General features: G+C 64.3%; 19 protein-coding genes. 9 read left to right on the forward strand and 10 right to left on the reverse strand.

Annotation, left to right across the window (positions count from 1 at the left end):
* The 6 genes from ccmE to NN5_RS04535 all read left to right on the forward strand — a co-directional run bounded on the left by ccmE (position 1) and on the right by NN5_RS04535 (position 6,205).
* The gene (gene ccmE / locus NN5_RS04510; RefSeq protein WP_067732823.1) at positions 1 to 453 is read left to right on the forward strand and encodes a cytochrome c maturation protein CcmE; all 453 of its coding nucleotides are present in this window, start codon (positions 1 to 3) and stop codon (positions 451 to 453) included.
* Entirely contained in the window at positions 450 to 2,414 is a 1,965-nt protein-coding gene (locus NN5_RS04515) for a heme lyase CcmF/NrfE family subunit (protein ID WP_067732824.1), read from the forward strand. Before ccmE ends, NN5_RS04515 begins: the two co-directional genes overlap by 4 nt.
* On the forward strand, positions 2,411 to 2,977 hold the full coding sequence (locus NN5_RS04520) for a DsbE family thiol:disulfide interchange protein (RefSeq protein WP_067732825.1): 567 nt from the start codon (positions 2,411 to 2,413) through the stop codon (positions 2,975 to 2,977). Before NN5_RS04515 ends, NN5_RS04520 begins: the two co-directional genes overlap by 4 nt.
* Positions 2,978 to 3,012: 35 nt before the next feature.
* The gene (locus tag NN5_RS04525; protein ID WP_373280323.1) at positions 3,013 to 3,450 is read left to right on the forward strand and encodes a cytochrome c-type biogenesis protein; all 438 of its coding nucleotides are present in this window, start codon (positions 3,013 to 3,015) and stop codon (positions 3,448 to 3,450) included.
* Positions 3,447 to 4,109 carry a tetratricopeptide repeat protein gene (locus tag NN5_RS04530; protein ID WP_067732827.1) on the forward strand — a complete coding sequence of 221 codons (663 nt, stop codon included), beginning with the start codon at positions 3,447 to 3,449 and terminating at the stop codon, positions 4,107 to 4,109. Before NN5_RS04525 ends, NN5_RS04530 begins: the two co-directional genes overlap by 4 nt.
* A gap of 131 nt (positions 4,110 to 4,240) precedes the next feature.
* Positions 4,241 to 6,205: a potassium transporter Kup gene (locus tag NN5_RS04535; RefSeq protein ID WP_067732828.1), complete on the forward strand. Its 1,965-nt coding sequence runs from the start codon at positions 4,241 to 4,243 to the stop codon at positions 6,203 to 6,205.
* Between the two features lie 20 nt (positions 6,206 to 6,225).
* Here NN5_RS04535 and NN5_RS04540 read toward each other — a convergent pair whose 3' ends face one another.
* The 7 genes from NN5_RS04540 to NN5_RS04570 all read right to left on the reverse strand — a co-directional run bounded on the left by NN5_RS04540 (position 6,226) and on the right by NN5_RS04570 (position 13,530).
* A complete protein-coding gene (locus NN5_RS04540; protein WP_067732829.1) occupies positions 6,226 to 6,945 on the reverse strand; it encodes an alpha/beta family hydrolase in 720 nt (239 codons plus the stop codon).
* 90 nt (positions 6,946 to 7,035) lie between these two features.
* Entirely contained in the window at positions 7,036 to 7,689 is a 654-nt protein-coding gene (locus tag NN5_RS04545) for an inner membrane-spanning protein YciB (RefSeq protein WP_157081005.1), read from the reverse strand.
* Positions 7,689 to 8,639 carry a signal recognition particle-docking protein FtsY gene (gene ftsY / locus NN5_RS04550; RefSeq protein WP_067732831.1) on the reverse strand — a complete coding sequence of 317 codons (951 nt, stop codon included), beginning with the start codon at positions 8,637 to 8,639 and terminating at the stop codon, positions 7,689 to 7,691. The genes NN5_RS04545 and ftsY overlap by 1 nt, the downstream gene beginning before the upstream one ends.
* Positions 8,636 to 9,814: a MiaB/RimO family radical SAM methylthiotransferase gene (locus tag NN5_RS04555; RefSeq protein WP_067732832.1), complete on the reverse strand. Its 1,179-nt coding sequence runs from the start codon at positions 9,812 to 9,814 to the stop codon at positions 8,636 to 8,638. Before NN5_RS04555 ends, ftsY begins: the two co-directional genes overlap by 4 nt.
* A complete protein-coding gene (dapF, locus tag NN5_RS04560; protein ID WP_067732833.1) occupies positions 9,811 to 10,653 on the reverse strand; it encodes a diaminopimelate epimerase in 843 nt (280 codons plus the stop codon). The genes NN5_RS04555 and dapF overlap by 4 nt, the downstream gene beginning before the upstream one ends.
* A 52-nt stretch (positions 10,654 to 10,705) precedes the next feature.
* Positions 10,706 to 12,424, reverse strand: a complete 1,719-nt coding sequence (locus NN5_RS04565) for a putative bifunctional diguanylate cyclase/phosphodiesterase (protein ID WP_245656228.1) — start codon at positions 12,422 to 12,424, stop codon at positions 10,706 to 10,708.
* 170 nt (positions 12,425 to 12,594) lie between these two features.
* Positions 12,595 to 13,530, reverse strand: a complete 936-nt coding sequence (locus tag NN5_RS04570) for an isopenicillin N synthase family dioxygenase (protein WP_067732834.1) — start codon at positions 13,528 to 13,530, stop codon at positions 12,595 to 12,597.
* A gap of 63 nt (positions 13,531 to 13,593) precedes the next feature.
* Here NN5_RS04570 and NN5_RS04575 point away from each other — a divergent pair, with 63 nt between their 5' ends.
* Positions 13,594 to 14,007, forward strand: a complete 414-nt coding sequence (locus tag NN5_RS04575) for an EVE domain-containing protein (RefSeq protein WP_067732835.1) — start codon at positions 13,594 to 13,596, stop codon at positions 14,005 to 14,007.
* A gap of 193 nt (positions 14,008 to 14,200) precedes the next feature.
* On the forward strand, positions 14,201 to 14,419 hold the full coding sequence (locus tag NN5_RS04580) for a hypothetical protein (protein WP_169800944.1): 219 nt from the start codon (positions 14,201 to 14,203) through the stop codon (positions 14,417 to 14,419).
* Between the two features lie 7 nt (positions 14,420 to 14,426).
* Here the strand turns inward: NN5_RS04580 and NN5_RS04585 are convergent, their stop codons facing one another.
* Complete coding sequence (locus NN5_RS04585; protein ID WP_067732836.1) at positions 14,427 to 15,740, reverse strand: MFS transporter; 1,314 nt, start codon at positions 15,738 to 15,740, stop codon at positions 14,427 to 14,429.
* A gap of 121 nt (positions 15,741 to 15,861) precedes the next feature.
* On the opposite strand from NN5_RS04585, the gene pgsA reads away from it, so the two are divergent.
* Positions 15,862 to 16,455 (forward strand): CDP-diacylglycerol--glycerol-3-phosphate 3-phosphatidyltransferase, encoded by a 594-nt coding sequence (gene pgsA / locus NN5_RS04590; RefSeq protein ID WP_067732837.1) that lies wholly within the window; start codon positions 15,862 to 15,864, stop codon positions 16,453 to 16,455.
* A 39-nt stretch (positions 16,456 to 16,494) separates the two neighbouring features.
* On the opposite strand, the gene NN5_RS04595 is transcribed toward pgsA, so the two are convergent.
* Both NN5_RS04595 and rnd read right to left on the reverse strand, forming a co-directional pair.
* Entirely contained in the window at positions 16,495 to 17,391 is an 897-nt protein-coding gene (locus NN5_RS04595) for a hydrogen peroxide-inducible genes activator (RefSeq protein WP_067732838.1), read from the reverse strand.
* Positions 17,388 to 18,608, reverse strand: a complete 1,221-nt coding sequence (rnd, locus tag NN5_RS04600) for a ribonuclease D (RefSeq protein ID WP_067732839.1) — start codon at positions 18,606 to 18,608, stop codon at positions 17,388 to 17,390. Before rnd ends, NN5_RS04595 begins: the two co-directional genes overlap by 4 nt.

Consider the following 18,608-nt stretch of genomic DNA (forward strand, 5'->3'; position numbering starts at 1 on the left):
ATGGCAATCAAGGCAAAGCATCAGCGGCTCGTCCTGCTCGTGATCGCACTGGTGGTGCTGGTCGGCGCCGCACTGCTCGCGGCCTGGGCGCTGCGCAATCAGGCGAGCTATTTCTACGTTCCCAGCGAGATCGTCGCTGATCCGCCCGAGCCAGATCGTGCCGTGCGTCTGGGCGGCATGGTCGAGAAAGGCTCGATCAAGACCGAGCCCGACGGCGTGACCATCGCTTTCGTGGTGCAGGACGGCAAGGCACGCGTGCCGGTGGTCTTCAAGGGCATCGTGCCTTCGCTCTTCGTTGAAGGATCGGGCGTGGTGGCCGAAGGCAAGATGGGGGCGGACGGCACGTTCGTGGCCGACAATCTCCTGGCCAAGCACGACGAGAACTATGTGCCGCGCGAAATGCAGAGCATGACGGCCGAGCAGGCCAAGAATGTGGTGGCCGAAACAAAATGATCGCTGAACTCGGTCTTGCGGCCTTGTGGATGGCCGCCGCGCTGGCCGCGTTTCAGCTCGTTGCCGGTGCTTTTGGGCTGACGCAGCGGGGCTCCTCGCTGGGATCGGCGGTTCGTCCGGTGGCGGTGGTGCAAGGGCTGCTCGCGCTGACGGCGTTCCTGTGCCTGATCTATGTCTTTGCCGTCACCGACCTGTCGGTGAAGCTGGTTGCGCTCAACTCGCACTCGATGAAGCCGCTGATCTTCAAGATCGCGGGCGCCTGGGGCAACCACGAAGGCTCGATGCTGCTGTGGGTCACGGTCATGGGCATGGCGGGCGGCTTCGTGGCGCTGGTGGAAAAGCGGCTGCCCGAGCCGACGATGCTGGCGACGCTGGCGGGGCAGGCTTTCGTCAGCCTGGGGTTCTACGCCTTCCTGCTGATCGCTTCGAACCCGTTCGAGCGCATCTTTCCGGTTCCTGCCGAAGGCAACGGGCTCAACCCGCTGCTGCAGGACCTCGGCCTCGCGTTTCATCCGCCCACGCTTTACCTCGGCTACGTCGGCCTCTCGATCGCGTTCAGTTTCGCCATCGGCGCCTTGGTGACGCGCGAGGTCGGTCCGGCCTTTGCCCGCGCCATGCGGCCCTGGGTGCTGGGCGCGTGGATTTTCCTGACCATCGGCATCACCGCCGGCTCCTACTGGGCTTACTACGAGCTGGGCTGGGGCGGCTGGTGGTTCTGGGATCCGGTCGAGAACGCCTCGCTGATGCCCTGGCTGGCGGCGACCGCCTTGCTCCATTCGGCCAGCGTGCTGGCCTCGCGCAATGCGCTTCGGGCCTGGACGGTGATGCTGGGCGTGGTGGCGTTCTCGATGTCGATGATCGGCACCTTCCTGGTGCGTTCGGGCATTCTGACGAGCGTCCATGCCTTCGCGGTCGATCCCGAGCGCGGCACTTTCATTCTGGCCCTGCTGGCGATCAACATCGGCGGCGCGCTGACGCTGTTCGCGCTGCGCGCCTCGACCGTCACCGAAGGCGAGCGCTTTGCCCTGGTCAGCCGCGAGGGCGCGCTGGTGTTCAACAATGTGATGCTCTCGGCGATCCTGGGCATCGTGCTGTTCGGCACGCTCTATCCGCTGCTGGCCGAGACGATGGGTGCCAAGGTCTCGGTAGGCCCGCCCTATTTCAATCCCATGAGCGCGCTGTTCGCCGTGCCGATGCTGGTGGTGCTTGCGGTCGGCCCGCTGCTGCGCTGGCGGCGCGACCGGTTCGAGCGCATTGGCAAGGCGCTGGTGATTCCGGCGATGCTGACAGTGGCGGCGGGAATCGGCCTGCTGGCGATTGGCGGCGTTGCGCTGTTGCCGTTCCTGGGCATGGCGCTGGCCGCAGGGCTTGCCTGGGCGAGTGTGCTGCCGCTGCGGGAACGCAACCTGCGCCGCACGCCGCTGCCGGTATGGGGCATGGTCGTTGCCCACTTCGGCATTGCCGTCTCGCTGTTCGGGATGAGCTGCGAGAGCGCCTTTAACGTAGAGAAGCTGGTGGCGGTGAAAGTCGGCGACGTGACGACCGTCGGCCCCTGGGATGTCAAGCTGGACAGCATCGAGCCGGTCGCCGGTCCCAACTGGACGGCGCTCGAAGCGGGCCTGCTGGTGCGTTACGGCGCGGACGGCGCGGTCTCGCGCATGACGCCGCAGTCCCGCAACTTCTGGGCGCCGCCGCAGCAGACCAGCGAATCGGCATTGCACACGCGCTGGAACGGCCAACTCTACACCGTGCTGGGCGGCGAGGGCGAGGATGGGCGCTGGCAGCTCCGGCTCTGGTGGAAGCCGTTCGTGCCGCTGATCTGGATCGGCGGCCTGCTGATTGCGCTCGGCGGCGTTCTGGCGCTGCTCGGGCGCGTGAAAAGCGACGTGCGCCGCCTCGTTGCGAAGGACAAGATCGCCTATCGCCATGAGCGCAAGGCGCAACTGAGGGAGCGGCCATGACCGGGACCGGCAACGATGTGGGCACCGCCGCGCCCCGCCGCTGGGTGATCTGGCTGCCGCTGGTGTTGTTCCTTGGCTTCGTGGCGCTCGTTATGTTCGGCCTGCTGCGTCCGGCCGACCGGAATGTCGCCAGCGCGCTTGTCGGCAAGCCGATGCCGCAGTTCAGCCTGCCACCGGCCCTGCCGGGCCGTCCCGGTCTGGACAGCAAGCTGCTCAGGAATGGCAAGCCGCATCTCGTGAACATCTTTGCCAGCTGGTGCGTTCCCTGCCGGATCGAGGCGCCGCAACTGCAAGCGCTGGCCAAGGCGGGCATCCCGATCGAGGGGATTTCGGTGCGCGATACGACCGAGGCGCTGCAGGGTTTCCTCGAACAGAACGGGGATCCCTATCAGCGAATCGGGGCCGACGATGACGGCCAGGTCCAGTTGGCGCTGGGATCGTCAGGCGTCCCGGAAACTTACGTGATCGATGGCAAGGGCAAGATCGTCTATCAGCACATTGGCGAGATCCGGCCCGACCAGCTCGGCCTGATACTGGACAAGCTGAAGGAGGCGTCCGAGTGATTCGCCTGCCTGTTCTAAACACGCCTGTTCCGCACATGCTGGCCTTGCTGCTGATGGCGCTGCTGATGGCGCTGGGGCTGGCCACTGCCGCTCCGTTGATGGCGCAGGAGGAGCAATCCACCGCGCCTTACGCTTACCGGCAGCTCGACGATCCGGCGAAAGAGGAAAAGGCGCAGGCGCTGATGGAAACGCTGCGCTGCCTGCAGTGCCAGGGCCAGTCGATCGCCGATTCGGATGCGCCGATCGCCGGTTCCATGCGCAGCCTCGTGCGCGAACGAATCGAAGCCGGTGAAGATCCCGAGGCGATCCGCCGCTGGCTGATCGAGCGCTATGGCGACTATGTCAGCTATGCACCGCGCATTACCGGCCTGACCTGGCCGCTCTTTGCCGTGCCTGCGGCCTTGCTGTTGCTGGCCTTCCTGCTGCTGCGCCGCCGATTCGGCGGGAAACCGGAACAGGGAGAGGGCACATGATCTGGTTTTTCGTGGGCGCGCTTGCAGTGCTGGCCTTCGGGCTGATCGTGTTCGTGCTCAAGGCGCCGCGCGGCACGTGGGAGGCTGTCGCCGCCGCGCTGCTGCTCGGCATTGCCGGCTATGTCCTGCAGGGGACTCCGGGGGAGGCAGGCGCTCCGAAAGAGGCCTCCGAGCAGGTTTCGGGCAATGCGGCCGCGCTGGTCGAGGCGCGCCTCAAAGTGACGAACAAGGGCATTCCGCCCAACAACAAGTGGGTCGTTTTCGCCGACGGGCTCGCGCGCAACGGCCACTATGCCGATGCCGCCCAGATTCTGCGCGGTGAAGTGGAAGCCCACCCGAACAATTCGGAAGCCTGGCTGGCCATGGCCAATGCCCTGATGGCGCATTCGCAGGGTATTCTGACGCCAGCATCGCTCTATGCCTACCGCAAGGCCGCCAAGACGGCTCCCGACGAGCCGGGGCCGCCCTTTTTCCTGGGTCTTGCCCTGCTGCAGAACGGCCGCGTTGCCGAGGCGCAGACGCTCTGGACCGATCTTCTGGCCCACGCGCCCAAGGACGCGCCCTGGCGCGCGCCGCTGGCGCAGCAGTTGCAGCGGCTCGACGTGATGATGAACGGTCAGCCGGCAAGCGCCCCGGATTCCGCCGAGCAGCAGCCCTGACGTGTCCCAATCATGAACCGGCAGTTAAGACAGACTTTCACTATCGTTGCCTGCTCCTTCTCATGCTGCTAACGGCCACTCCCTTGCCGCACCTTCGGGTGGGGTTCGCGAGTCCATGACGGGGCGCACGAATGAGTGATGCAACATCGGATAGGGCTGAAGGGCCATCGCTGATTGATCCGGCGACAGCTTCGGCAACTCCGGCACACGGCGGCCACGGGCATGGCTCGGGCAATGTCGCCAAACTGGCTTTCGGTGCCATCGGCGTCGTCTTTGGCGACATCGGCACCAGCCCGATTTACGCTTTCCGCGAAACGTTCGTCGGCCCGCATCCGCTGGCCATCGACGAATTGCATATCCTGGGCGTTGTCAGCCTGATCTTCTGGTCGATGACGATGGTCGTCTCGATCCAGTATGTCAGCGTTCTGATGCGGGCGGACAACAAGGGGCAGGGCGGCAGCCTCGCACTGGTCGCGCTGATTTCAGGCGCGATCAAGAAATCGAGCTATGGCGGCCTGATCGTCATGCTCGGCGTCTTTGCGACTTCGCTGTTCTACGGCGATTCGATGATTACGCCTGCGGTTTCCGTGCTTTCGGCGGTCGAAGGTCTCACCGTCGTCCAGTCGAACCTGCAGCCTTTCGTGCTGCCGATCGCGCTGATCCTGCTGATCGGCCTGTTCGTGCTGCAAAAGAGCGGGACCGCCAAGGTCGGCGCGCTGTTCGCGCCAGTCATGGTGATCTATTTCGGCACGCTGGCTGTGCTGGGCATCTATCATCTGCTGCAGATGCCCGAGGTGCTGGTCGCACTGAACCCGTGGTATGCGGTGCAATTCTTCCTGACCGACAAGATGCTGGGTTTCCTGGCGCTGGGTTCGGTCGTGCTGGCGGTGACTGGTGCCGAGGCGCTCTATTCGGACATGGGGCATTTCGGTCGCGGGCCGATGCGCCTGTCGTGGTTTGCCTTTGTCATGCCGTGCCTGCTGATCAACTACTTCGGCCAGGCGGCGATGATCCTGGGGCTCGACGATGCCTCCGCGGCACAGGCGATGGAGAACCCGTTCTTCAACCTCGCGCCCGAAAACCTGCGCCTTCCCTTGGTGATTCTGGCCACTTGCGCCACGTTTATCGCGAGCCAGGCAGTGATTTCCGGGGCGTTCTCGATCACGCATCAGGCGATGCAGCTTGGCTTCATCCCGCGCCTCTCGACCCGGCACACCAGTGAGCACGAAGTCGGTCAGATCTACATCCCCTTCGTCAACTGGGCTCTGATGACCGGCGTGATCGTTCTGGTTCTGGTGTTCCAGAACTCGTCGAACCTCGCTTCGGCCTACGGTATCGCCGTCACCGGCGCGATGCTGATCGATACGTGCCTGATGGCCGTGCTGCTGATCGTTCTGTGGCGCTGGAAGCTGTGGCTGGCGATTCCCGTGATCCTGGCGTTCTTCGCGGTCGATGGCACTTATTTCGCCGCCAACGCCACCAAGATCCCCGACGGCGGCTGGTTCCCGCTGCTCATCGGCGGCGTGGCCTTCACGCTGCTGACGACGTGGAACAAGGGCCGCAAGCTCATGCGTGACCGCATGACCGAAGCCGCCCTGCCGCTCAACGTCTTCGCCAAGAGCGCCCACGGCAGCGCCGCGCGGGTGCCCGGCACGGCGATCTTCATGGCTTCCAGCAATATCGGCGTGCCTTCGGCGCTGCTGCACAACATCAAGCACAACAAGGTGCTGCACGAGCGCGTCGTCGTGCTGACGATCGAAGTGCAGGATGTGCCTTATGTCGAGCCGGCCGACCGCTGCGAAGTGATCGAATTGGGGCAGGGCTTCTACCGCATGACGCTGCGCTACGGCTTCATGGAAGAAACCGACGTGCCGCACGCCCTGGCGCACGCGCCGATGTGCGGCGGGCCGTTCGAGATGATGAAGACCAGCTTCTTCCTCTCGCGCCAGACCCTGCTTCCCTCTGAGAAGCCGGGCATGGCGATCTGGCGCGAAAAGCTCTTCGCGTGGATGATGCGCAATGCGGCGAGCGCGATGGAGTTCTTCCGCCTGCCGACCAATCGCGTGGTCGAATTGGGCAGCCAGCTGGAGATCTGAGGTCTGGGGCAGGCCGTGCTTCAGGCGAGGCGTGTGGCCAAACCGGCGAATTCCGAGACCGCGGCCCAGACGCGGCCGAATTCGGCCGCCGCGAGCGAACTGTAATCGTGGTCGCAATCGAGCATGGTGATCCGCGTATCGGCCGGCAGCAGGACGCCGAAGCGCGCTGGATCGTGCCCGTAAGGATCGCCTTTCCCCTGTACGATCAGCAGTGGCTTGTCCACGGATGACAGGTGGGCTGTGCGGTAGGTTTCGGGCGGGCGGTCGGGATGCTGGAACGGGTATCCGAAGCATATGATGCGATCGACCTTGGCATTCGAGGAAGTCTGGGTCGCCGCGATTCCGCCTGCGGAATGGGTGATCAGGAACGCGGCCTGACAGGGCAGCTTGTCGAGGAAACGGCCGAGTTCACGCGCAGCCATGACCGGGCGTGACACTATGGCTGCCTGCAGAAAGTCCCGGCGGTTCCGGTTCAGCAGTGCCAGCGCGGTTTTGACGGTGAAACGCAGTATCCGCAAAGGCAGGGCAAGGGTGGAAGGCGCGGCGGCAAGGCGGGGCCATACGCGTGCGATCGAGGCATTGATCTGTCGCGATGCCTCGGCACGCGGCGATTCGAACCAATAGACCGCATGGCCTTGATTATGCAGCCGCTCGGCGACTTGCATGATGACGTCGGACCGCTTCGTCTTGTCGTTCCGGCCGACGACGACGATTGCCGGAACATTGCCGGGAGATACCATTCCAGACCGCCATGGGGCTTTGTGGACGCCGTTATCTCGAACGGTTCGGCGGGCTATGCAATCGGGAATTTCGCGCCGGAGGCCGCCTGATCAATCGTGAGGCGGGTTCTCGATCACTTCTTCCTTCGCCGTCTCGCCCATACCGTGTTTCAGCACCATCGGCAGCTGGGAGAAGGTGAAGACGAAGGACAGCACGGTAAAGCCCCAGAGCTTGGCCTGCAGCCAGGTTTCGAAGCTCACGGTATAGACCAGCACGGTATTGAGCACGGCCAGCAGCAGGAAGAACCACGCCCAGTTGCGCGAGAGCTTCATCCAGCCTTCCTCGTTCAGCCCTTCGAAGGCGGACTGGAGGAGGTATTTGAGCATGGGCTTGCCGCGCCACAGGCCGAAGAACAGCACGCCTGCGAACATCAGATAGACGGCCGTCGGCTTGATGCGGATCCAGAAGTCGTTGTGGAACACCACGGTCAGCATACCGAAGCCGACGATCAGCACGGTCGTCAGCCACAGCATCGGCGAGACATGGCCAAGCCGCCACTTGGACACGCCGAGCGCGATCACGGTCGCCACCATGAAGGCGATCGTGCCCTTGATGACCGCGCCGACAGTCGCCAGCGAGTCGCCTTCTCCGGCCGGAGCATAGTGCTTGTAGGCCAGGAAGAAGACCAGCAGCGGGCCGAAATCGACGACGAGATTGACCCACGAGCTCTTGGGTTTTTCGGTTTTGGCGGTTTGCGTGTTCATCATGCAATTCCCGCAATGACGCGGGCCAGGAGGTCCGGGTTGAAGGGGCGCAAGTCGTCGATCTTCTCGCCCACGCCGATGGCGTGGATGGGCAATCCGTATTGCTCAGCCGCCGCGACGAGGACGCCGCCGCGCGCGGTGCCGTCCAGCTTGGTCATGATCAGACCGGAAACGCCTGCCACTTCCTTGAAGATCTCGATCTGCGAAAGCGCGTTCTGGCCATTGGTGGCATCGAGCACCAGTACCACGTCGTGCGGGGCCTCGGGGTTGAGGCGGCCGAGCACGCGGCGGATCTTGGCCAGCTCGTCCATCAGCTCGCGCTTGTTCTGCAGGCGCCCGGCGGTATCGACGATCAGCGCGTCGATGCCCTGTTCGGTCGCGGCTTTGACCGCGTCGAACACTACCGAGGCCGGATCGCCACCCTGGGGGCCTTTGACGATGGGGATGGAGAGCCGGTCGGCCCAGACCGCGAGCTGGCCGATTGCGGCGGCGCGGAAGGTGTCGCCCGCTGCCAGCATCACCGAATAGTCCTGTTCCTGAAACAGGTGCGCCAGCTTGGCGATCGTGGTGGTCTTGCCCGAACCGTTGACGCCGATCACCAGGATGACCTGCGGGCGCGGGAAGGCCACCACGTCGAGCGGCTTGGCGACCGGACGCAGGATCTCGGCAATCTCGCGGGCGACTACTTCCATGATCGCGCGCTCGTCGGCATCACGCTCGAAGCGCTCTTCGGCAAGGCGTTCGCGGATGCGGGCCGCGGCGCGCGGGCCAAGGTCCGACATGATCAGCGCATCCTCGATATCGTCGAGCTGCGCGTCGTCGAGCCGGGTCTTGCCCACGATGCCGGCGAGATTGCCGGTCAGCCGCTCCGACGTCTTGCGAAAGCCGCCGAAAAGGCGATCCGACCAGGCGTCGCCGGTTATGCCGGTTGCCGCGCCTTCCTCACTCATGCTTCCAGTATTCCTTCGACTACCCTTGCGGGCGTAACGCGGATCAGCGCTCCGGGCCGCGTGCCTTCGGGCAGGCGCACCGGGGCGAACGTCTCCGCATGGCCGGTCCCGCCTTTTTCGGCAAGCACCCATAGCGGCTTGTTCCGCTGTGCGGCAAGCCAGCGCTCCCGCACGCTGGCCAGCTTTTCCCGCAGCTGGGCCGCTCGGGCCTTTACCGCGGCCGGATCGGTCTGCGGCATCCGCGCGGCGGGCGTGCCGGGGCGGGCGGAGAAGGGGAAGACGTGGCCGTGGACGATTTGCAGTTCGCCGATGATCGAGAGGTTTGCCGCGTGGGCCGCTTCGTCCTCGGTGGGAAAGCCTGCGATCAGATCGGCACCGATGGCCACGTCCGGGCGGCGGGCGCGCAGCCCCTCGACCAGCGAGACCGCATCGGCGCGGCTGTGGCGGCGCTTCATGCGCTTGAGGATCAGGTCATGCCCGTGCTGCAGCGAGAGATGGACATGCGGCATCATGCGCGCCTCTCCGGCCAGCAGTTCGAACAGTGTCTCGTCCACTTCCGCCCCGTCGATCGAGGAGAGGCGCAGGCGGGGCAGGGCGGGAAAGCGCGCCAGGATCGCCTCGCACAGCGAGCCGAGACGCGGGCCGCCGGGTAAGTCGGCACCCCACGAAGTGAGATCGACGCCGGTCAGCACGATCTCGTTCACGCCCGTATCGAGATGCACGGCCGCGTCCTGCAAGACATCCGGCAGGCTGCGCGAACGGCTGGGGCCGCGCCCCTGCGGGATCACGCAGAAAGTGCAGGCATGGTCGCAGCCGTTCTGCACTTGCACGAAGCCGCGCGTATAGGCCCGCCGTTCGCGCGGCGCCCGGACAGCGGGCACGTTCCAGGAACGCGGGTCGAGCTTGGCCGTGTTGGGCACCAGGCCGTCGACTTCGGGCATGGCGCCGAGCATGGCGCGCTCGACTTCGGCTGCACAGCCGGTGACGATCAGGCGGGCCTCGGGCCGGGCCTTGCGGGCGCGGCGGATGGTCTGGCGGGTCTGGCGCACGGCTTCGCTGGTGACGGCGCAGGAATTGACGATGACGAGATCGTCCGCCTCACCCAGCAGGGCGCGCAGATCCTCGCTTTCGGACAGATTGAGGCGGCAGCCCAGCGAATGAACTTCGACGGTCAATCAGGGCTCCCGGCAGGGATGCCGTAGTCGGCAGGATCGAAGCTGCCGCGAAAGCTTTCGGTGGCCGGGCCGGTCATGACGATCTCGCCATCCTCGCGCCACGCGATGGCAAGATCGCCGCCGGGAAGTGAAACCGTCACCTCGCGGTCCACCAGCCCGCGCTTCATCGCGCCGACAGCCGTGGCGCAGGCGCCGGTGCCGCAGGCGCGGGTGAGGCCGGCGCCGCGTTCCCATACCCGAAGCGTGATGGCATCGCGCGCCGTGATCGCGGCGACGTTCACATTGACGCGTTCGGGAAAGACCGGATCGGTCTCGATCAGCGGGCCAAGACGGGCCATGTCGATCGCATAGGGATCGGCTACGAAGAAGATCGCATGGGGATTGCCGACATTGACCGCGATCGGGTTCGTCAGATCCTCCCAAGCCAGCGGCATGGTGTGCGTGTCCATGGCATAGGCCAGCGGTATCGCGTCCCAGTCGAACCGGGGCTGGCCCATCTCCACGGATATGCCGGTATTGGTCGGGGTGGCGCAAAGCAGCCCGCCCAGCGTTTCGATTCGCGCAGGCGCACCGTGGAGCAGCCCGACGGCGCGGGTGGCATTGCCGCAGGCTTCCACTTCGCTGCCGTCTGCATTGAAGATGCGCATACGGAAATCGCCCTTCTCGGACGGTTCCAGCAGGATCAGCTGATCGCAGCCGATGCCGGTATGACGGTCGGCGAGGGCGGCAGCAAAGGCGGCATCCATGGCAGGCAGGGCTTGCGCCAGAGCCGGATTGCGCGCGTCGAGCACGACGAAGTCGTTGCCCAGCCCATGCATCTTGGTGAAGTCGATCCGCATGGCCCGCGATCTAGGTGTTCGCGGGCGTCAGGTCCAGAGGGATGGGGCCGCTTCAGGCGCCGTGGGCGCGTTTTCCGGGCATTTCGGCCGGTTCGACTGTGCTTGCGGACATGGCCGCGTCTGCGGCGGCGCGAAAAAGGAGGGGTTCTGCGCCTGTGACCGAAACGGCCATACCGGCGCGCTGCGGATCGTTCAACCACTCGGCCAGTTCGCCCGCCGGGCGGGGGCGGCCGTAGAAATAGCCCTGACCCTTGATCTGGCCATACTGCAGCAGGTGGTTGAGAACTTCCCCGGTCTCGATTCCCTCGACCGTGACGGGCAGGTGCAGGCCCTTGCCCAGCATGGCGATGGCATGGACGATCGCGGCATTGTCCTTGTTTTCGATCAGGCTGGTCACGAAGCTGCGGTCGATCTTGATCCGGTCGAACGGCAGGCTGCGCAGCTGGGCCAGCGAGCTGTAGCCCGTGCCGAAATCGTCGAGGCTGATCTTGATGCCCTGGTTCTTGAGGCTGGTGATCAGCGAGCGGGCCTGGGCGATGTTCTGGTGCAGGCAGCTTTCGGTGATTTCGATTTCGAGGCGATGCGGCGGGAAGTTGGCATCGACGAGAAGGCGCAGGAGCTTCTGGGCGAACCACGGATCGCGAAGCTGCAGCGGCGAGACATTGACGGCCAGCGTCAGGCGCGCATTCCAGGTCTTGGCATCTATCAGCGCCTGGCGGATCACGCTTTCTGACAAGTCGCTGATGGCGCCGATTTCTTCGGCAATCGGAATGAAGACTTCGGGCGAGACGATCCCGAACTGCGGGGAATCCCAACGCGCCAGCATTTCGAAGCCGGTGAGTTCGCCGGTCTGGAGGTCGACCTGCTGCTCGTAGAAGGGGACGAATTCGCCTTTCGCGATGCCCTGCCGGATGCCCTGTTCGAGCTCGGTGCGGAAGCGCATCTCGTCCGCCATCATGCCTTCGAACCAGAAGTAGCCGTTCCGGCCCTGACGCTTGGCGTGGTACATGGCGATGTCCGCCATTTCGAGCATGGCATGGGCATCGGGGCGTTCACCGTCGACGCCGGGAGCGTCGGACCGCGCGAGCCCCATCGAGGCGGTGATCTCGATGCTGATGGCATTGATCTGGGCACTTTGCCCGATCGTTTCGATCAGCCCGGATGCGATCTGCTCGATCGTGTCGTCGCGGTTTCTGTCAAAGGCGAAGGCGGCGGCAAATTCGTCGCCGCCGATGCGGCCCAGAAGCGACTGCTTCGGCAGGGCCGAGGCAATCCGGCGGGCGCATTCGCGCAGCAGCAGGTCGCCGGCATTGTGCCCGTTGAAATCGTTGACTTGTTTGAAGTTGTCCAGATCGACCATCACCAGGACGACGAGTTGTCCTTGATTGTCCGCCTTTTCGATCAGGCGGTCGACGCACTGGTTGAAGCTGCGGCGGTTGAGAAAACCGGTGAGGGGATCGGTCTCGGCCATATGCCGGGCCTGCTTTTCCGCGGCCTTGCGCAGCTGGATCTCTTCGCAAAGCTGGCGGTAGCGGCTCCAGCCGAAGATGATGATGGCGATATTGAGCAGAAACGCGTTGAGGATGAGGTTGTCGGGGCCGACACCCTGGTTGAGCAGCGAATTGACCACGAGTGGGCCGACCTGGCTGCCGGTGGCGACGAACATCAGGATCGCGGCAGTGACAATGCCCAGCGCGACGACATCAAACTGCCGTGCGTTTTCGCATTCTTCGTCAGCGGCCGCGACATTCCCGGCGAATGATGCCTTCACCCGCAAACTCCCTAGGTCTTGCACTAGGGGGCTATGCTAGAACGGTTACTCTGAAATTTCCGTTAAGTAGAGCACCCTAGGCGGAGGGTGTCCGGTGTTTGCCATACCGGACACCCTCGCGCGTGGGTTACGCATGGGGTCTGCGCAGGGAACCGGCGTGTGGGATCGTGTCAGGCTTTCAGGCCGATTTCCCGCAGCCGCTCCTGCAGATAATCGTCGGCCGTGATCGAGACGGGGTAGCGGTCGGGATTGTCCGCGCTGATGCATTCGGGCAGCGTCACGAACCGGAAGTCGCTGCGCAGATGCAGGAAAAACGGCATCGAATAGCGGCTATGCGCCGCGCGGTCGCCCGCAGGGTTGCGCACCCGGTGAGTGGTCGAAGGCAGCACATGGTTGGTCAGGCGCTGCAGCATGTCGCCGATGTTGATGACCATGGCGCCTTCGGGCGGGGCAATCGAAAGCCATTTGCCGTCCTTGCCGAGCAGTTCGAGGCCCGCTTCCTCGGCACCGAGCAGCAGGGTGATGAGATTGATATCCTCATGCGCGCCGGCGCGGATCGCACCGCCGGCCCCTTCGCCGACGGGCGGGTAGTGCAGCAGGCGCATGACCGAGTTGCCGTCCTCGATGGCGGGATCGAACCAGTGGGAATCCAGGCCGAGGTCGATCGCGATGGCTGAAAGTATCTTCGCTCCGGCCTTGTCGAACTGGGCGTAGAGTTCGCTGAAGGTTTCATGAAAGCCCTCGACTTCCTCCGGCCATACATTCGGAGCCATTGTCGCGGCGAGCGGGGAGCCTTCCGGCAAGTCGCGGCCGACGTGCCAGAACTCCTTGAGATCCTTCTCGGTCGCGCCCTTGGCTACTTCGGTGCGGAACGGGGTATAGCCGCGCGCGCCGCCCTGGCCGGGGATGAAGTATTTCATCTTGGTTTCGACCGGCAGCGCGAAGAATTGCTTGGTCAGCGTCCAGGCGCGGTCGATCAGGTCCTGATCGATGCCGTGATCGCGAATCATCGCGAAACCGAAGGTGCGGAAGCTGCTGCCGATCAGGGCAGGCAGTCTTTCCTTGTCGGCATCAAGGCTCAGGACGGGAATTTCAGCAAGGTCCATGGGTAGTGTAATCCGTGGTGAATCGGTATGCGGCCACCGATAGTCCAAATGGAAAGGCAATGCATGTCGAAGCAGTATTGGCTGATGAAATCGGAACCGGACGCCTATAGCTGGGACGACCTCGTGGCCGAGGGCGAAGGCACCTGGGACGGCGTGCGCAACCATCGCGCCGCCAAGAACCTGCGCACGATGCAAGTGGGTGACGAGGCGTTCTTCTACCATTCGAACATCGGCAAGGAGATCGTCGGCATCGTCACGATCAGCCAGGCCGGCCTGACCGATCCGACCGATCCCGAAGGCAAGTGGGCGGCGGTCAAGGTGAAGCCCGTGCGCAAGCTGGCAAACCCGGTCACGCTCAAGCAGATCAAGGCAGACCCGGAACTGCCCGATATCGAGCTGGTCAAACTGTCTCGTCTCTCCGTTGCCGTCATCACGCCCGAGGAGTGGGCGCACATCCTTTCCGTATCGGAAGGGTAATCCGTTTAACCGGTGCGCCAACCGACGCCGGTTGAAGGCAGGGCGCAGGGGCAATCAAAGGCACTATCGAGCAGGGTCTGGGGACGCATGAAGTTGCACGTCATCGTGTGGCGCTCGTCCCGTTTTGGGAAGCTGCTCACGAGCGGCTTTACGCAATTGTAAACAAAACCTTAAGATGCGCGTCATGAGGAAAATGACACGCCGCGCGCTCGTTCTTACGCAGGAGTCGGCTGGACATCCGTTCCGCCGCTCGCTGCCCCCGCATGTCTTCACCGAGCCCTTGGGCGTGGATGTGGAGGCCGAGGAAAATGCACAGGCGGCGGAGCGCTGGCGGATGAGCGGCGGCGACTGGCGCAGCTTCCTGTCGGCCTATTGCGCCAGCTTCGTGGCCGTGATGATCTTTATCGCCTGAGGCGATTTCAGGCGGCGGCGGCCGAACGCTCGGCGCGAAACAGCATGTAACCGAGCCACGCCGATGCCAGGCAGCTGGCGGCCACGACCAGCAATTGCTGAACCACCGGCACCCCCAGCAGAGACATCATCTCGGTCACCACCGCGCCCAGCACCATGGCTCCCGAATTGACGATGTTGTTCGCCGCGACCGTGCGTGCGGTCTGCGACTTGTCGACGAAGGTCGTGAGGAAGGCGTAGAGCGGCACGACGAACATGCCGCCGCACACGGCAATGCCGAGCAGAGTCAGCAGCAGCGGAATCGCCAGCGGCTGCATGACGAAAACCGCCACGTCCATCAGTTCTTCCGGTCCGTCATGCGGCGGCCAGAGCGCGCAGACGCGCTGGAAGGCGATCAGGAACAGCCCCATGCCGATCACCGAGACCGGCGACCAGCGGGCCGAAACCTTGCCCTTGAGCATTGCGTTGATGACCATCGCGCCGATCGCGACGCCGACGGAGAAGATCACCAGAAACAGGCTGGCGACCTGTTTGCTGGCCATCAGGATGTTCTTCGCCAGCGGCGGGAACTGGACGAACAGCACGGTCCCGATCGCCCAGAAGAAGCTGATCGCGCAGATCGCCAGATAGACCCGCCGGTCGCGCATGGTCGTGCGCACCAGGGTGATGGAGGAGCGCACAATGTGAAAATCGAGCGGTTCGGGCTTGCATAGCGGAGGGGCAGGCGGAACCTTGCTGCCGGCAAAAAAACCGAGGCCCGCAACCACGACCACGGCGATCGCGGCGGCTTCCACGCTGATCCAGCCGGCCACGATCGTGCCCGCCAGCACGGCGAGGTAGGTGCCTGCCTCGACCAGTCCGGTGCCGCTGAGAACCTCATCCTTTTTCAGATGCTGGGGCAGGATCGCGTATTTGATTGGACCGAAGAACGTGGAATGGATGCCCATTGCGAACAGCGCCACCAGCATCAGCGGAATGGCGAGAGTGTGCAGCGCGATCCCCTGCCAGGCGAGCACGAGGCCCGAGCCGCCCACCAGCATGATGCCGATTTCGCAAGCCTTGATGATCCGGATCAGCCGCGCCTTGTCCCGCATGTCCGCAAGCTGTCCGGACAGGGCCGAAAGCAGGAAGAACGGAACGATGAAGATGGCCGAAGCCAGTCCGCTGAAGCGGGCTTCCTGGGCTTCGGAGTGATAGACTTCGTACACGACGAAGAGGATCATGGCGTTCTTGAACAGATTGTCGTTGAACGCGCCGAGCAGCTGGGTGACGAACAGAGGTAGGAATCGTCGCGCCCGGATGAGTTGGGTCGTCGTGGTCATGTCGGATCGTGTTACCGGCCTGCCTTTTTTGTTGGGCGGACGTTTAATGCGGTGGGCTGGAGGCACAACCCCCGATCGGCACTTTATTCTGTCATGGCTTCGGGGCTATGGGCAGGGGGACATGCTGACCTTGCCGAATATCCTCACTCTTTCGCGAATCATCACTGTGCCGCTGCTGGCCTTCCTGTTGTGGTGGCCGAAGTGGGAATTCGGTTATGGCCTGGCCTTCGGGCTCTACTGCCTGATGGGGATTACCGACTATTTCGACGGCTATCTCGCCCGGTCGAGCGGGACCGTCTCCAAGCTCGGCATTTTCCTCGATCCGATTGCGGACAAGATCATGGTGGCGGCGGTGATCCTGGTGCTGACGGCCCAGGGCATCCTGACCGGCCCTTATGTCGGCGACATGCACGTGATCGCGGGGCTGGTGATCCTGATCCGCGAGATCGCCGTCTCGGGCCTGCGCGAGTTTCTGGGGGGGCTGCAGGTCTCGGTTCCGGTCAGCAAGCTGGCCAAGTGGAAGACGACGTTCCAGCTCATCTGCCTTGGCGCCCTGATCCTGGGCGGGGCGATGCCGTGGTGGAATGTCACGCTGGCGGGCTTCGAGATGAACGTGCCGCATACGGTGGGCCTGACCACGCTGTGGGCGGCGGCGGTGCTGACGGTCGTGACCGGCTGGGACTACTTGCGGGTCGGCCTCAAGCACATGGATTGACCGGCCGTTCTGGCCGAACGGCGCCGGTAAACGGGTTCGCTATCCCGCCCGCAGCTCATCCGCCAGCATCCGGAATTCGTCCGAACGCGGCGAGTTCTTGCGCCAGACCAGTGCGATCTCGCGATTGGCATTCGGCGAAATCAGCGGCCGCGCCACCACGTTGGTGCCGTTGAGGATGCCCGCGTCCAGCGCCATTTCCGGCAGCATCGTCAGGCCCAGCCCGTTGTCCACCATCTGCACCAGCGTGTGCAGGCTGGTGCCGATCATCGTCGCGCTGGCCCGCAGCTCGGGGCGGTTGCAGGCGGCGAGGGCGTGGTCCTTGAGGCAGTGCCCGTCTTCCAGCAGCAGCAGCCGGTTCTCGTCGATGATCTCGGGCAGGACTTCCTCGGGCGGATTGCGCGGGTCGTCGTGCGGGAAAGCGACGAAGAAGGCGTCGAGCTCGATCGTCTCCTTCTCCACTTCGCCAGTGGCGTAGGGCAGGGCCAGCAGCACGCAGTCGGCCCGGCCGTGATGGAGCGATTCGATCGCCTGCTGGCTCGGTTCCTCGCGTAGGAACAGCTTCAGGTTCGGCCGCTCGCGGCGCAGACGCGGGAGCATTCGCGGCAGCAGGAACGGCGCGATCGTGGGGATCACGCTCATGCGCACTTCGCCCGAGAGCGGCTTGCCGCTGGACTGGACGAGTTCGGACAGTTCCTCGGTCTCGCGCAGGATGCGGTGCGCCTTGGCGACGACGGCATTGCCCAGCGGGGTGAAGCGCACGGCGCGCTTGGTGCGCTCGACCAACGTCACGCCCAGCAGCGTTTCCAGATCGCGCAGGCCTGCTGAAAGTGTCGATTGCGAAACGAAGCAGGCATCGGCGGCACGGCCGAAATGCTCATGCTCATGCAGGGCCACCAGATATTGCAGCTGCTTGAGCGTGGGCTGGTAAACCGTCATGCCGGGGCTTGGCCGCCGGTTTGTTCGGATATCGTGTCGGGGCTTTCCACGTCGTCGACGTGGGTCATCTTCAGCTTGCCGTTTTCGACCGCGAAAGCGAGCTTGCCTTCGACCAGATCGAGCGCGTCGTGGCCGAAGACGTCATAGCGCCAGCCCTGCAGGATCGGGAGGTTCTTGCGAACCCCGGCGGCCAGCATCTCCAGCTCGTCGCTGCGGGCGAGCAGGCGGGCGGCGACGTCGATTTCGCGCGAGCGGATCTTGAGCAGTAGCTTGAGCAGGTCGGCGACCAGTGCGCCTTCCTTGCCGAGCGGGGCTCCGCGCGGCGTGCGCGGCGGCAGTTCGTCGTCGGATAGCGGCTGCGCGCCGGCGATTGTGGCCATCAGCCGCCTGCCGATCTCGTTGTCCTTCCACCCCTGCGAAAGACCGCGCACTTTGGCGAGATCAGCCTGCTGCTTGGGCGGATGGCCGGCGAGGTCGGCCAGGGTTTCGTCGCGGGCGATGCGGCCGCGCGGGATGTTCTTGCCCTGGGCTTCCAACTCGCGCCATTCGGCGATGGCCTTGAGACGCCCCAGCATCTGCGGGTTGCGTCCGGGGGCTTTGATCCGCTTCCAGGCTTCGGTGGGATCGTTCCGGTAGTTTTCCGGATCGGCGAGCTTTTCCATTTCCTCGTTGAGCCAGGAGCCGCGCCCGGTCTTCATCAGGCGCTTGAGGATCTTGGGGAAGATCTTCGACAGGTGGGTAACGTCGCCGATGGCATAGTCGATCTGCCGTTCGGTGAGGGGGCGGCGCGACCAGTCGGTGAAGCGGGCGCCCTTGTCGATCGTGAGGCTCAGCCAGGATTCCACGAGGTTGGAATAGCCGATCTGCTCTGACTGGCTGATCGCCATCATCGCGATCTGCGTGTCAAAGATCGGATGCGGCGTGCGTCCGGTGGCGTTGAAGATGATCTCCACGTCCTGCCCGCCGGCATGGAAGACCTTGAGCACGTCTTCATTGTTGACGAGCAGGTCGTAAAGCGGCGTGAGATCGATGCCATCGGCGAGCGGATCGATCGCGGCCGCCTCGTTGGTGTCGGCGATCTGGACGAGGCAGAGTTCCGGCCAGTAGGTGTTCTCGCGCATGAATTCGGTGTCGACGGCAACGAAGTCGGCCTTCGCGAGGCGCGCGCACAGGTCAGCGAGTTCCTGGGAACTGGAGATCAGAGGATGGATTTTCAT

Source organism: Novosphingobium naphthalenivorans NBRC 102051, assembly GCF_001590985.1.
Lineage (GTDB): Bacteria > Pseudomonadota > Alphaproteobacteria > Sphingomonadales > Sphingomonadaceae > Novosphingobium > Novosphingobium naphthalenivorans.

Bases quoted from the DNA above. Each gene is read 5' to 3' on its own strand.
- ccmE (WP_067732823.1), top strand. From the start codon at position 1: ATGGCAATCAAGGCAAAGCATCAGCGGCTCGTCCTGCTCGTGATCGCA.
- NN5_RS04515 (WP_067732824.1), top strand. From the start codon at position 450: ATGATCGCTGAACTCGGTCTTGCGGCCTTGTGGATGGCCGCCGCGCTG.
- NN5_RS04520 (WP_067732825.1), top strand. From the start codon at position 2,411: ATGACCGGGACCGGCAACGATGTGGGCACCGCCGCGCCCCGCCGCTGG.
- NN5_RS04525 (WP_373280323.1), top strand. From the start codon at position 3,013: ATGCTGGCCTTGCTGCTGATGGCGCTGCTGATGGCGCTGGGGCTGGCC.
- NN5_RS04530 (WP_067732827.1), top strand. From the start codon at position 3,447: ATGATCTGGTTTTTCGTGGGCGCGCTTGCAGTGCTGGCCTTCGGGCTG.
- NN5_RS04535 (WP_067732828.1), top strand. From the start codon at position 4,241: ATGAGTGATGCAACATCGGATAGGGCTGAAGGGCCATCGCTGATTGAT.
- NN5_RS04540 (WP_067732829.1), bottom strand. From the start codon at position 6,945: ATGGTATCTCCCGGCAATGTTCCGGCAATCGTCGTCGTCGGCCGGAAC.
- NN5_RS04545 (WP_157081005.1), bottom strand. From the start codon at position 7,689: ATGAACACGCAAACCGCCAAAACCGAAAAACCCAAGAGCTCGTGGGTC.
- ftsY (WP_067732831.1), bottom strand. From the start codon at position 8,639: ATGAGTGAGGAAGGCGCGGCAACCGGCATAACCGGCGACGCCTGGTCG.
- dapF (WP_067732833.1), bottom strand. From the start codon at position 10,653: ATGCGGATCGACTTCACCAAGATGCATGGGCTGGGCAACGACTTCGTC.
- NN5_RS04570 (WP_067732834.1), bottom strand. From the start codon at position 13,530: ATGGACCTTGCTGAAATTCCCGTCCTGAGCCTTGATGCCGACAAGGAA.
- NN5_RS04575 (WP_067732835.1), top strand. From the start codon at position 13,594: ATGTCGAAGCAGTATTGGCTGATGAAATCGGAACCGGACGCCTATAGC.
- NN5_RS04580 (WP_169800944.1), top strand. From the start codon at position 14,201: ATGACACGCCGCGCGCTCGTTCTTACGCAGGAGTCGGCTGGACATCCG.
- NN5_RS04585 (WP_067732836.1), bottom strand. From the start codon at position 15,740: ATGACCACGACGACCCAACTCATCCGGGCGCGACGATTCCTACCTCTG.
- pgsA (WP_067732837.1), top strand. From the start codon at position 15,862: ATGCTGACCTTGCCGAATATCCTCACTCTTTCGCGAATCATCACTGTG.
- NN5_RS04595 (WP_067732838.1), bottom strand. From the start codon at position 17,391: ATGACGGTTTACCAGCCCACGCTCAAGCAGCTGCAATATCTGGTGGCC.
- rnd (WP_067732839.1), bottom strand. From the start codon at position 18,608: ATGAAAATCCATCCTCTGATCTCCAGTTCCCAGGAACTCGCTGACCTG.